Here is a 12849-nt window from a genome sequence, read left to right as displayed (position 1 = left end):
GATCCCGATCCAATCCAGTAGAGGCTCAATAGGCCGAATCGCTGGCCAGCACCGCGTCTTCGCTGCTGGCGGCACGTTTGCGCGAGGCCGGCTTGGCGCTTTGCTCGAAGTGCGCCTGACGCTGTTGCAAGGCTTCCAGCAGACCGAAGTCCTGGGGGAAGTCGTCGACCTGGATCGCGTGATCGCCGTATTCCACGTAACGACTGAGCAGCTCGTCTTCGTCCTGGCTGATCAATTGCTGTTCCAGAGCCTGGACGCGCCACACGCCGAAGGCCTCGCGGGAGATCGGCAACGGCGCCAGGGCGCCCTGCTTGATCGCCGGCTTGAGCCGCGCCTCGATCAGTTCCACTTGCGGTTGCAGGCGGAACGCCAGTTCGCCGTAGGCCAGTTTGTCGATGTCCGGTTGCGGGATGTAGGAGTCGGCCAACAGGCGGTCGCGGGTGGCGCCAGGGGTTTGCACCAGCTCGGCCACCTCGGCCAGCAAGCGGTCGCTGGGTTTGTGCTGGGGAATGCCCAGGGGGAAGCTCAGGCCACGAATAATCCGCGCAGCCGCTCTGGACGGATAGTTGTCCAGCACCTCGGCGAGGGCTTCATGGGCCCGCAGCAGGGCATCCTGGGCCGCCCAATGCACCAGCGGCAGATCGGCCTGGGGCCGGCCATCGTCTTCGAAGCGCTTCAGCACGCAGGACAGGATGTACAGCTGGGAAAGAATGTCCCCCAGGCGTCCGGTGATGCTTTCCTTGCGCTTGAGGGCACCGCCCAGCACGCCCATGGAAATGTCCGAAGCCAGGGCCAGCACCACCGACAGACGCTGGATCTGCCGGTAATAGCCAGCCAGGGCCTTGTCGGTGTTGGCCGGGGCTTTGATCAGGCGGCCGCCAGTCAGCGCATGCACCGCGGCGCGCACGGTGTTGGCGCAGACAAAGCTGATATGGCCGAACATGGCGCTGTCGAACGCTTCCAGGCCTTTGCGTCCGCCATCACGAGCGGCTTCCATTTCACGGAACACATAAGGATGGCAACGGATCAGCCCCTGGCCGTAGATGATCAGGCAGCGGGTCATGATGTTCGCGCCTTCCACGGTGATGGCAATCGGGCTTTGCTGGTAGGCCCGGGCCAGGAAGTTGTTGGGGCCCATGCAGATGCCCTTGCCGGCGACGATGTCCATGCCGTCGTTGACGATGGCCCGGGCGCGTTCGGTGACGTGGTATTTGGCAATCGCCGAGATCACCGAAGGTTTCTCGCCGGCATCCAGGGATGCCACCGAAACCTTGCGCACCGCATCACAGGCATACAGGTGCCCGGCCATGCGCGCCAACGGCGCCTGAACGCCTTCGAACTTGCCGATGGGCAGGCCGAACTGCTTGCGCATCGCCGCATAGGCCGTGGTGCCGCGTACTGCCACCTTGCCCAGGCCGACGTTGGCCGACGGCAGGGAAATCGCCCGCCCGGCCGCCAGGCACTCCATCAGCATGCGCCAGCCATTGCCCACTTGAGCGCCACCGCCGATCACCCATTCCAGGGGAATGAACACATCCTTGCCGGTGGTCGGGCCGTTCTGGAACACCGCGTTCAGCGGCCAGTGGCGACGCCCGGTATTGACCCCCGGATGGGTGGTGGGAATCAGTGCGCAGGTAATCCCCAGGCTGCCCTTGCTGCCCAGCAGGCCGTCCGGATCTTCAGCGCGAAAGGCCAGGCCCAGCACCGTGGCGATGGGGCCCAGGGTGATGTAGCGCTTGTCCCAGGTGACGCGAAAGCCCAGGACTTCCTGGCCGTCGAACTGGCCCTTACAGACCACCCCCACATCGGGAATCGCCCCGGCGTCGGAACCGGCATAGGGGCTGGTCAGGGCAAAGCACGGAATGTCTTCGCCACGGGCCAGGCGCGGCAGGTAATGCTGGCGCTGGGCCTCGGTGCCGTAGTGCAACAGCAGCTCGGCCGGGCCCAGGGAGTTGGGCACCATCACCGAGATCGCCGCCGCCGAGCAGCGGGTGGAGAGTTTCATCACCACCTGGGAATGGGCGTAATGGGAGAAGCCTTTGCCGCCGTATTGCTTGGGAATGATCATCCCCAGGAAACCCGCGTCCTTGGTGTATTGCCAGGCCTTGGGCGACAGGTCCTGCCAGATCTGGGTGGTCTCCCAGTCGTTGGCCATGTTGCACAGGGTTTCCACTTCGTTGTCCATGAACGCCTGCTCTTCGGCGCTCAGGCTGGCCGGGGCGGCCTGCAGCAGGCGTGGCCAGTCGGGCTTGCCGCTGAACAGCTCGGCGTCCCACCAGACCGTGCCGGATTCGATGGCGGCGCGCTCGGTGTCGGACATGGCCGGCATGATCTTGCGGAACATGGCCAGGGCCTTGCGGGTGAGCAAGGCGCGGCGCAGGGGCTTGATGCTCAGCAGCGCGGCCGGCGCCAGCACCAGCAGCACGCCGAGGGTCAGTCCCAGGGTGCCCACCAGATTGAACAGATAACCTGCCGCCAGCCACACCAGGCCGCTGCCCAGCCACAGGGCCGCGGCGGCCTGGCGATAGGCCAGTGCACAGGCTGCGGCGAGTCCCACCAATAACCAGACAATCATGGAATACCTCTCTTGTTCTAACGAGACAACCACTGGGAGCCCGGGCGTTGTGCCGGCCCCTCGACGATCACCCTACAAAGGAAAGAAGCATGTTTCAAATTTTATTTTTAAATATTATTTTGAGTGTTTTCGGCAACGCATAACGGCTGAACGATGTCAGCCAAAGGTTGGAAAAGCAGGCAGGTCGAGACGGGTCCTGAGGTGACCCGTCCAGCCAACGACAGTCGCACAATCCCTTGGTACTGCCGTTATCTCAAGGCATGGATGAAGCGCGAGGCCTCAGAAGTGATAGGTCGCGGAGAGACTCACCACTTCGCCCTTGGAGTCGACTTTGCCGTCGATGGTGGAACCGCCGAGACGGTCAACGTTGACGGTCTTGAGCTTGGCCTCTTTGACGAACTGCCGGGAATAGGCGCCGTCGATGGTCAGCCCGGGAATGGCCTTGATGTCATAGCCAAAACCGATGGAAGTGAACCAGCGATCGTTATCCGGAATCCGTGGGTCACGGGTCGAATTGCGAGTCGGGGTCTGGTCGAAGGCCACACCAGCGCGCAGGGTCAGCTCATCGGTGAAGCGATAGTCGCCACCCAGGGAGTACATCATCGAGTCCTTGTAGTTGTAAGGAATCGCCACCAGGGTGTTGCCATCGGACTTCAGCGTCAGGTCCTTGAACGACGACCACTGGGTCCAGAGCAGACTGGCGCCCATGGTGAAGCGATCGTTGAACACGTGGACCCAGTCCAGGCCGGCGGTAGCCGGAATGTCCAGTTGAGTACTGGCGTTGGCACCATCGGGGTTTAGCTTGAGGCCCGGATAAGCCAGTTCGGTCAGGGTTTCACCGTTGGGACCGGCCGGCTGGGTCATGAAATTGCGGCCCAGGGCGTCGGCACGAATGTTGTACTTGCCCTCCATCTTGTTCTTGATCTTGGCGTGATAGTTCAGGCCCAGGGTGTCCTGCTCGGTGGGTTTCCAGGTGATGCCGGTGAACCAGCCGACCGAGGTGTTATCGACCTTGACCCGCATCAGGTTGGAGCCAATGCCCGAGGGCGCTCCAGGAAGCACCGACATGCCCGCCGAACCACTGACGTTGAGGTTCTGGCTGACGAAGCCCTTGCTGTGCTGCACGATGACCCCGGCACCGATGGAGAAGTCCTCACGGACCTTGAACGACAGGGCCCCGGTCAGGCCGACAGTCTCAATCTTGGTATCCACGGCGAAGTCACGACCTTTCCAGCCTTCGTCCCAGGTGCTGCGCATGCCCAAGGGCACGACCTGGCTGAGGCCAAAAGCAAAGCGATCGTTGATCGGCATCACCATGAAACCGGTGGGCAGCCAGGCGGTGAAACCACCCTCTCCGCCATCGCCGGTCAGGGGCATCGCCGCGCCGCTGGGAGCGCCGGTGTCATCCACGGGAGTGATGGAGGCCGGATTCCCCTGATAGTCGTTGACGTTGCCTTTGAACTTCATCTTGATCCGCGCGTAATCCACGGTCATCTGTGCCACGTTGTGATCGATGAACGCCATGGCCGCCGGGTTGTTGTACGCAGCACTGGGATCATTCTTGAACAGCGAACCACCACCAAATGCCCGACCCCAGCCTGGAGCGCCATAGGTCGGAGTTGAGAAACCACCCGCCTGCACCGACCCGGAACCAATCAGGCCACCCAGCACCGCCAGGCCAATAGCGGCCTGGATCTTGTGTTTCTTATTATTCATGCCCCACTCCTTATTATTATCGACCGCGATCGGCCACCACCGATCCAGGGCGTTGCAACAGGCGCCTCAAACGAGGCGCCTGTTTTTTCAGCAAGTGATCAACAGGCTGAAGTCAGATCAACTTCAAGGGGTTACGGTGAAGGCTGGGTTCGGCTTGACGCTCAACGCCGTGATTTTGCAACTGCCGACGGATTGCGCCGAAGGAATGCTCAGGGTGTTGGTGGCGTTGTTCCAAGTGGCGTTGATGGTCACCGGCGTGCTGCTGCAGTTGGAGAGGATCTTGAAGTTGACCCCGGTCACGGTGCCCGCGGTAGCGCTGGAGGCGGTCAGGGTCCAAGGCAGGTTCAGCAGAACCGGCACGCCGCACAGCGAGTTGCTACCGCTGACGGTGGCGCCGGTGATCGAGGCATTGGAGCCATTGGCCGCCACGGTACCGGTGAAGTTGATGTTGCAATTGACTGGAATCCCAAACGATGCCGGCGAAGACACCGAGATGGTGCCCGGTGCCGAGAAGGACGCACCGGCAGGTGCAATGGTGGCAGCGTTGGCCATCGACGCGGCGCCCAGGCAGATGGCGAAAGAAGCTACGGATACCAGAGTCTTGATGCTTTGCATTGTTGTTTTCCTCAAGATTTAGGCAACAGGCAGTTGCCAGGGGGTTATCAGCCTCGCCAGGGTGTCGATGACGCCATCGGCTCTCCAGTTCGACCGAATTCGGTGCTGGAGCACGCTATGGCGATACCGACCCGGCTTGAGCTGCCGGCGCTTTCGGACTACTTGATCGCAAGTTCATCAGCGTCCCTCCATGGAATCTGTTGTGACTCAGGGCGCAACCCGGAACGTGGGCGGCATCTGGATCGATACGGTCTTGATGGTGCAGCCGCCCTCAAGGCTGACCTGGGTCGCCTCCAGCTTGCCGGTGCGGTTGTTCCAACTGCCTTCGGCGGTGCTCGGCCCGCAATCGCCGCCCACCAGGGGGGCGTGTACGGTGACCTGGATGCCGGACATGGCGCCGCTGGTTTCATCCTTGGCAATCAGCTTCCAGGGCAGGTGCGTGGCTTCCACCTGGCCACACTTGAGGCCGCCGCTGAAGTCGACTTTCTCGACGCTGGCGAAGCTGCCGTCGGGGCTGACCTTGCCGCTGACCTGGATGGTGCAGTCGGCATTGATGATGCTTTTGGCGAAGCTGATGGGCCCCTTGGCGGTGAACTCGGTGTTGGCCGGCTCGATGCGCGCCGCATCGGCGGCGCCCATCAGTGACACACCCAGCATGACCACGAACAGACGGGCAGCGAGCAGAGGTGAAATAGACATCCGTAACTTCCTTACAGTTGCTTATTGTTGTTGTCGGTCAACGTGTTCAAGGACTTCTGTATTCGGGGCTCACCCTTCAAGCAGGCAAACGCAGGCGGTTCACGGGCACTTAAAGGGGTGAGCGGTCCAACTAAAGAGCGGTGTCTCAATCGGTGTCGGTGAAACCGTATTGCTTGAGCAGTTCGGCACGCTTGGCCGGATGCAGGTTGGCCAACCGCACATCCCCCGAGTAATGGGCCAGGACCCGGTGGTCCATCAGTCGCCGCCAGAGCGCCGGCACATAGGCCCAGACGATCATGGTGGCGTAGCCATAGGGCAGTTGCGGGGACTCGTCGAAGTGGCGCAAGGCCTGGTACGAACGGGTCGGGTTGGCATGGTGGTCAGAGTGACGCTGCAGCTGGAACAGGAAGATGTTGGTGACGATGCGGTTGCTGTTCCAGGAATGACGCGGCGAGCAGCGCTCATACCGGCCGTTGGGCTGTTTCTGCCGCAGCAGACCGTAGTGCTCGACGTAGTTCACCACTTCCAGCAGGGAGAAACCGTAGATGCCCTGGATCACCAGGAAGGGAATCACCGCCGCGCCGAGCCAGGCAATCAGCACGCCCCAGAGCACCACGCTGTACAGCCAGGCACTGAGCACGCCGTTCTTCCAGTGCAGGGTCGGCAGCCCGAGCTTGTGCAGGCGCTCGCTTTCCAGGTGCCAGGCCGAGCGCAGGCTGAACCACACAGTACGCGGCAGGAAGCTCCAGAAGGATTCGCCAAGACGAGAGCTGGCGGGATCTTCAGGGGTTGCCACGCGCACGTGGTGGCCACGGTTGTGTTCGACGAAGAAGTGCCCGTAGAAAGTCGAGGCCAGGGCCAGCTTGGCCAGGAACTTGGACATCCCGCGGTTCTTGTGCCCCAGCTCATGGGCGATGTTGATGGCGATGCCGGTGGCGGCACCGGTGGACATGGCCATGCCCAGGTAAGTGAACCAGCCGACGCTGCCATGCAGTTGCGCACGTTCGGTCAGGAAGGTCGCGAAGCTCGCCAGGCTGCCCTGCAGGTGCAGCTGTTCACTAAGCTGCAACAAGCCACCGGCCATGATCCAGTCGACCCCCTTGATGGCCATCCAGGCGGTGACTACCAGGGACACCACCGAGAGCACGGCGCAGCTGTAGACGATGAAACGGTAGTAGGGTTGTTTTTCCAGATCGGGAACCGCGGATTCCGGCGGGTTGCTGGCGTCCTCTCCGAGCAGGCCGTCAATCAGGGGAATCAGGCCGAAGATCACCACCACCCCGCTCCACCAGAACACCTGGACACCGGTGGTCAGTGCGAACAGGCCTGCGAGCAAAGGGGTGATCATCGGCAAGGTGCCCAGCCACCAGAGGTGACGCTTGCCATCGGTCCAGACGCCGGGTGCCGCCACGGAAACAGTCATGGCAGCCTCCGCAGGATGGCCGTCGGCAGGGATGCCATAGAGGACAGCGCGACGGCGCTGTAGGGAGCGTGAACAGATGAAAAAACAAAAGCGTGAAATGGCGTTATTTTCATTATTTTAATCGCTCAATTGCACTTTCAAAAAAAACATTCAAAACATTTTTTTAAAAAAATAGCTCGGGTTCGTTAGCTCGTCAACTATTTTCTCGGCCTGTTTTGAATGTCGCCCGTGAAGCCTTTACAGCTGCTGCCAGAGTCGTTGCGCGACGATCGCAATCGCCACCTACAACGCCCCTAGCCTGCTCGGGATGCCGCGAACGGCGGGCGCAGCACGGTGGCGCTGCGCTGTGGTGCGGCTTGTGCAGCAATGTGCTCGACCATGGCCACCACTCGCTCGACGGCGCTGATGGGCAGCATGTGCCCTCGACCTGGAACGATCTCAAGTTGCAGCCCCGGCACCTTGCCCACCATGGCCTCGCCATGCCGGCGGTAATTGAGTATCGAGTCCGCCGAACCATAGATCAGCCCCACCGGCAGCTTCAGGCTGGGGTAGCGCTTGACCATGCCCGGCAAGGCGCGATTGACCACCGCGATCTCGCTGGAGGCGTTATAGAAGTTGTTCGAACGCATCCCCAACAAGCCGCCGCCACGCTCGGCAAAGTCCTCGGGCACCGGGTCCGGGGCGAATATCGCCTTCACCAGACCGCGACGACCGAGCATCGCCATGGGCGCCGCCAGGGTCAGGGACATCCAGCGACGCAGGAAGGCCGGACGTACTCCAAGGGACAGGAACACCCAGGGCAGCATGCGTTGCGGATGGGTCAAGGGCGCCACCAGGATCAGCCCGGACACCGATTGCGGATGATCCAGCGCCAAAGACAGGGCCACGGCGCCGCCCAGGGAATGCCCGAGTACCAGCGGCTGCCCCAGGTCCAGGGTGCGAATGAACTTGGCCACCAGGCTGGCCTGGGCCGGAAGGTCCGCCGCCGCCCCTCGGGCCCGAGTGGAATAGCCTGAGCCGGGGCGGTCGAGGGTGATCACCCGGAACCGCTCGCGAAGTTGCGGCGCCAGGGAATGGGTCAGGTTGCGACCGCAGCCGGACAGGCCATGGATCATCAGCAGTGCCGGGCCTCGCCCCTCGTCGGTGTAATGCAGGCGTTCACCGCCGACTTCGAGAAAGCGCCCGTTGATCGGCACCTGACGTTCGATCCTGCGGTTGATACGCAAGCTCACCACCCAAAGCACCGCGCTGACCGCCAGAAATACCGCCGCCGCTACCAGCCACTGCATAACCCGTCCCCCCAGCTTCCCTGCGCCTCGCGGCAGGACCAGGATGATCCGCCGCAGTGGCTGTCGCCTTGGCCCGGTACTGCCTGTGGCGTCTCATCCCAGCTCCGGATGAGCCCTGCAAGATCCACAAGCGAATGGCGTAGGTGACTTTTTCAGGTGATTTATTTAAATTAATTTTTAAAACATTATTTTAAATTGTGCAATCCTGAGGTTTCACTCACCGACGAAAGTCACCCCAAGCGTCACCACAATCGAGGTACACACCATGAATGCGTACTCGCCACCCAACGACCCCGAGGTCGTTGACATCGCCATCATCGGCGCCGGTTTCGCCGGGCTGTGCATGGCGATCAAGCTCAAGCAAGCCGGGCTGCAAGACTTCCTGGTCGCCGAACAAGCCGCGTCCCTGGGAGGCACCTGGCGCGACAATCACTACCCCGGCTGCGCCTGCGACGTGCAATCCCACGTTTACTCCTTTTCCTTCGCACCCAACCCGAACTGGACCCGGCAGTTCGCGCCCCAGGCAGAAATCCGCGAGTACCTGGAGAACTGCGCCAGGGACTTCGCCCTGGCGCCCTTTCTGCACTTCAACATGGGCCTGGAGCAGGCGGTCTTCGATGAGGTTTCAGAGCGCTGGCAACTGAGGTTCGGCAATGGCCGCAAGGTCAGCGCGCGGGTGCTGGTGTCCGGCATGGGCGGCCTTTCGCGTCCGGCGATCCCGCAGATTCCCGGCCTGGACACCTTCACCGGCAAGCGCTTTCACTCCCAGCAGTGGGACCATCGCTACTCCCTGCAAGGCAAGCGCGTGGCGGTCATAGGCACGGGCGCCAGTGCCATTCAGTTCGTCCCGAAAATCGCTCCCCGGGTGGCGCAGCTCAAGCTGTTCCAGCGCACCCCGCCGTGGATCATGCCCAAGCCCGACCGCCAGCTCAGCGCGGCGGAACGCTGGGCCTTCAAGCACCTGCCCTTCACCCAGCGGCTGGTGCGTTCGGCGCTGTACTGGGCCCTGGAAAGCCGGGTGATTGCCTTCGCCCGCAGGCCGAAACTGATGAAAGTGGTGCAGCGCGTGGCCCTGCGGCACCTGCGCAAGCAAGTCGCCGATCCGCTCCTGCGCCAACGCCTGACGCCCGACTACACCATCGGCTGCAAGCGCATCCTGATTTCCAACGATTACTACCCAGCCCTCTCCCGGGGCAATGTGGGGGTCATCAGCGATGCCATCCAGCGCATCGACAGCGATGCCGTGATCACCGCCGACGGCACCCGCCACCCGGTGGACTGCATCATCTTCGGCACCGGCTTCCAGGCCACCGACCCGATTCCCCAGGGCCTGCTCTTCGGCCGTCGGGGCCAGGACCTGATGGACGCCTGGTCCGGGGGCGCCCATGCCTACCTCGGCACCTGCCTGCCGGGCTTTCCCAACTTGTTCATGATCGTCGGCCCCAACACCGGTCTTGGGCACAACTCGATGATCCTGATGATCGAGGCTCAGGTGGACTACATCCTCAAGGCCCTGGAACGGATGCGCCTGGACGGCATCGCCAGCCTGGAGGTCAAGCCCCAGGTCGAGAGCCAGTACAACCAGCGTCTGCAACAGCGCCTGGCCGGGGCCATCTGGTCCACCGGCGGTTGCCGCAGCTGGTACCTGGACCCCCGCAGCGGCCAGAACACCACCCTCTGGCCCGGCTCTACCTGGAGCTTCAGGAAGACCGTGCAGCACTTCCAGCTCCAGGACTACCTGACCACTCACCTGCTCCACCCCGAGACTGCCGCCACGCCGGCCGCAGCGCGCCCGTTGAACCTGCAAGAGGCCGCCATCGATGAAAAATTTTAACGGTAAAATCGCGGCCATCACCGGCGCCGCCTCCGGCATGGGTCGTGCCCTGGCCATTGCCCTGGCCCGCGAGGGTTGCCACCTGGCCCTGGCCGACAAGAACCCCCAGGGACTGGCGCAGACCGTGACCCAGGCCCGGGCCGCGACCTTGCTGCCATTGCGCATCAGCAGCCAGGAACTGGACGTCGGCGACCGCCAAGCGATGTTCGCCTGGGCCGCCTCCAGCGCCGCCGAACACGGGCAGATCAACCTGATCTTCAACAATGCCGGCGTGGCCCTGTCCAGCACCGTGGAAGGTTCGAGCCTGGCGGACCTGGAGTGGATCGTCGACGTCAATTTCTGGGGCGTGGTCCACGGCACCCAGGCCTTCCTGCCCTACCTCAAGCAATCCGGCGACGGCCACATCATCAACACCTCCAGCGTCTTCGGCCTGTTCTCCCAACCGGGCATGAGCGGCTACAACGCCACCAAGTTCGCCGTACGCGGCTTTACCGAATCCCTGCGCCAGGAGCTGGACCTGCAAGGCAACGGCGTCTCCGCCACCTGCGTGCACCCGGGCGGCATCCGTACCGACATCGCCCGCAGCAGCCGCATCAGCGACAACGTCAAGGGCTTCCTGATCGACAACGAACAGCAGGCCCGGGATGACTTCGAAAAGCTCTTCATCACCGGCGCCGAAACCGCCGCCAAGGTGATCCTGCATGGGGTGCGCAAAAACAAGCGCCGGGTGCTGATCGGCCGCGACGCGCACTTCCTCGATCTGCTGGTGCGCCTGCTGCCCGGCGCCTATCAGGCCCTGGTGGTGTGGATCAGCCGGCGCATGGCGCCCAAGCCGGGCCAGGAACGGCCGGCAGCCTACGAGGCCCAGGACGAGCGCGGCCTGTAGCGCCGCGTACCCATTTCATGTCTAGAGGAGCGCCAGCCATGCTGCCCATCCGCCGCGACATCCAGGTCGAACTGCCTGCCGAACGTGCCTGCGACTGGCACGAACAAGGCAGCCACGTGAGCCACTTCTTCAATGCCCTGTCCCTGCTGTTTCCTGCCGGCGAGCTGTTCTTCATGGACAGCGTGCGCCACTACCGCGAGCAGATTCACGACCCCGAGCTCAAGCGCGAGATCCAGGGCTTCATCGGCCAGGAAGCCATGCACAGCCGCGAGCACGTGCGCTACAACGACCTGCTGCAGGACGCCGGGCTGCCGGCCCATTTGCTGGATCGGCGGCTGCGGATGATCCTCGACTTCCAGAAAAAACACTTCCCCGCGGCCTTCAACCTGGCCATCACCGTGGCCCTGGAACACTACACGGCGATCCTTGCCGACCTGCTGCTGCGCGACCCTAGTCGCTTCGGCGATTCGCTGGAAGGCTATCGGCAGATGTGGCTGTGGCACGCCCTGGAGGAAACCGAACACAAATCGGTGTCCTACGACGTCTTTAACACCGTGCTCAAGCCCGGGCCCAAGCGCTACCTGATCCGCACCGGGACCATGCTCTTCACCACCCTGACCTTCTGGCTGGTGGTGTTCGACTTCCATGTGCGCATGCTCATCGCCGACCGCCGTCGCGGTGGTCACTGGCGCGGCCTGTGGCAGGTGATCAAGTACCTCTACGGTCCCAAGGGCGTGTTCCCGCGGATCGCCCTGCCCTGGCTGCAATTCTTCAAACCGGGCTTCCATCCCTGGGACCACGACAACCGCGAGCAGCTGCAACGCATCGACGGCCTGGTGCAAGAGATCGAACGCACCCGCGCCGCCGTGGCGGCCAAGTGAGCGGCCAAGTGGGCAGCCATGACACGCTGCGCCAGCGGCGTGCCATGAGCGCCTGCACGCACGCCAGGGGCTGCTAACCTGCAGCGCACCCTTTGTGCTGCGAGCACGCGCCATGATCCTGATCCTGCTGCCCCACGCCGACTACGACCCCACCGAAAGCAGCCTGCCCTGGCAGGCCGCCAGGGACGCGGGTTTTGACGCGCAATTCGCCACGCCCCTGGGGTTCCCGGCCTACGCCGACTCGCGCCTGGTGAGCCTGGGCTTCGGTCCGCTCAATCCGCTGTTGATGCCCCCCGCCGCCGACCTTGAGCACTACCACAGCATGACCCGCGACCCGGCGTTTCTCAGCCCCCTGAACTATGCCGACGTTGATCCGCAAGTCTTCGAGGGCCTGCTGATTCCGGGCGGACATGCCCGGGGCATGCGCAGCCTGCTGGAGTCCGCGGATGTGAGGCGAATCATCCTGGCGTTCTTCAAGGCCGACAAACCCGTGGCCGCGGTGTGTCACGGCCCACTCGCGCTGGCCCGCTGCATCGACCCCGACAGCGGGCGCTCGGTGCTCTACGGGCGCAAGGTCACCGCCCTGCTCGCAGGACCCATGGAACTGGCGGCCTGGATCGTCACCGCGCCGTGGCTGGGGCGCTATTACCGCACCTACGACCACAGCGTCGAGCAAGAGATCAAGCAGGTACTGGCCAGCCCGGCAGATTTTCTTTCCGGGCCCTGGCTGCCGCGCCGGGATTCAGCGCAGCACCCCGAGCGCGGCTTTGTGGTGCGCGACCGCAACCTGCTGACCGCGCGTTGGCCGGGGGACTGTCACCGCTTTGCCAATGAATGGGTCGCTCTGCTGCAACAGGCCCGTCAGGCCCAGGTTCAGCCGGAGCAGAGCAGCGCTGACCCGGCTTGAAGGCGTGGCGGCACGCACGACTGT

10 protein-coding genes are annotated in these 12849 nt (G+C 63.3%); 4 read left to right on the top strand and 6 right to left on the bottom strand.

Features of this window, described 5'->3' with window-relative positions; all coding sequences use genetic code 11:
* Positions 1–25: 25 nt before the first annotated feature.
* The 6 genes from PFZ56_RS20300 to PFZ56_RS20275 form a co-directional block, all read right to left on the bottom strand.
* On the bottom strand, positions 26–2575 hold the full coding sequence (locus PFZ56_RS20300; protein ID WP_102879417.1) for an acyl-CoA dehydrogenase: 2550 nt from the start codon (positions 2573–2575) through the stop codon (positions 26–28).
* Positions 2576–2854: 279 nt separating this feature from the next.
* Complete coding sequence (locus PFZ56_RS20295; RefSeq protein WP_102865102.1) at positions 2855–4291, bottom strand: outer membrane protein transport protein; 1437 nt, start codon at positions 4289–4291, stop codon at positions 2855–2857.
* Positions 4292–4414: 123 nt separating this feature from the next.
* Entirely contained in the window at positions 4415–4906 is a 492-nt protein-coding gene (praB, locus tag PFZ56_RS20290) for an alkane oxidation protein activator PraB (protein WP_102879418.1), read from the bottom strand.
* Positions 4907–5113: 207 nt separating this feature from the next.
* A complete protein-coding gene (praA, locus tag PFZ56_RS20285) occupies positions 5114–5563 on the bottom strand; it encodes an alkane oxidation protein activator PraA (protein WP_394304657.1) in 450 nt (149 codons plus the stop codon).
* A 187-nt stretch (positions 5564–5750) separates the two neighbouring features.
* Entirely contained in the window at positions 5751–7028 is a 1278-nt protein-coding gene (locus tag PFZ56_RS20280; RefSeq protein WP_170003787.1) for an alkane 1-monooxygenase, read from the bottom strand.
* A 293-nt stretch (positions 7029–7321) separates the two neighbouring features.
* Positions 7322–8317, bottom strand: a complete 996-nt coding sequence (locus tag PFZ56_RS20275) for an alpha/beta fold hydrolase (protein WP_394304419.1) — start codon at positions 8315–8317, stop codon at positions 7322–7324.
* 265 nt (positions 8318–8582) lie between these two features.
* Between PFZ56_RS20275 and PFZ56_RS20270 the strand changes: the two genes are divergently transcribed.
* From PFZ56_RS20270 to PFZ56_RS20255, 4 genes are all read left to right on the top strand, one after another.
* Entirely contained in the window at positions 8583–10151 is a 1569-nt protein-coding gene (locus PFZ56_RS20270) for an NAD(P)/FAD-dependent oxidoreductase (RefSeq protein WP_170003790.1), read from the top strand.
* The gene (locus PFZ56_RS20265; RefSeq protein ID WP_170003792.1) at positions 10138–11037 is read left to right on the top strand and encodes an SDR family oxidoreductase; all 900 of its coding nucleotides are present in this window, start codon (positions 10138–10140) and stop codon (positions 11035–11037) included. Before PFZ56_RS20270 ends, PFZ56_RS20265 begins: the two co-directional genes overlap by 14 nt.
* Before the next feature lie 38 nt (positions 11038–11075).
* Entirely contained in the window at positions 11076–11918 is an 843-nt protein-coding gene (locus PFZ56_RS20260; RefSeq protein WP_170003795.1) for a metal-dependent hydrolase, read from the top strand.
* Between the two features lie 112 nt (positions 11919–12030).
* Positions 12031–12825 carry a type 1 glutamine amidotransferase domain-containing protein gene (locus PFZ56_RS20255; protein ID WP_170003797.1) on the top strand — a complete coding sequence of 265 codons (795 nt, stop codon included), beginning with the start codon at positions 12031–12033 and terminating at the stop codon, positions 12823–12825.
* Positions 12826–12849 lie beyond the last annotated feature (24 nt).

The sequence above is a fragment of the Pseudomonas danubii genome (assembly GCF_042980055.1).
Lineage (GTDB): Bacteria > Pseudomonadota > Gammaproteobacteria > Pseudomonadales > Pseudomonadaceae > Aquipseudomonas > Aquipseudomonas danubii.
The sequence above is the reverse complement of the archived record's forward strand: the minus strand, read 5'-3'. Positions and strand labels throughout refer to the sequence as shown.

Excerpts from the sequence above, each read along its gene's own strand:
- PFZ56_RS20300 (WP_102879417.1), bottom strand. The coding sequence starts at position 2,575 with ATGATTGTCTGGTTATTGGTGGGACTCGCCGCAGCCTGTGCACTGGCC.
- PFZ56_RS20295 (WP_102865102.1), bottom strand. The coding sequence starts at position 4,291 with ATGAATAATAAGAAACACAAGATCCAGGCCGCTATTGGCCTGGCGGTG.
- praB (WP_102879418.1), bottom strand. The coding sequence starts at position 4,906 with ATGCAAAGCATCAAGACTCTGGTATCCGTAGCTTCTTTCGCCATCTGC.
- praA (WP_394304657.1), bottom strand. The coding sequence starts at position 5,563 with ATGCTGGGTGTGTCACTGATGGGCGCCGCCGATGCGGCGCGCATCGAG.
- PFZ56_RS20280 (WP_170003787.1), bottom strand. The coding sequence starts at position 7,028 with ATGACTGTTTCCGTGGCGGCACCCGGCGTCTGGACCGATGGCAAGCGT.
- PFZ56_RS20275 (WP_394304419.1), bottom strand. The coding sequence starts at position 8,317 with ATGCAGTGGCTGGTAGCGGCGGCGGTATTTCTGGCGGTCAGCGCGGTG.
- PFZ56_RS20270 (WP_170003790.1), top strand. The coding sequence starts at position 8,583 with ATGAATGCGTACTCGCCACCCAACGACCCCGAGGTCGTTGACATCGCC.
- PFZ56_RS20265 (WP_170003792.1), top strand. The coding sequence starts at position 10,138 with ATGAAAAATTTTAACGGTAAAATCGCGGCCATCACCGGCGCCGCCTCC.
- PFZ56_RS20260 (WP_170003795.1), top strand. The coding sequence starts at position 11,076 with ATGCTGCCCATCCGCCGCGACATCCAGGTCGAACTGCCTGCCGAACGT.
- PFZ56_RS20255 (WP_170003797.1), top strand. The coding sequence starts at position 12,031 with ATGATCCTGATCCTGCTGCCCCACGCCGACTACGACCCCACCGAAAGC.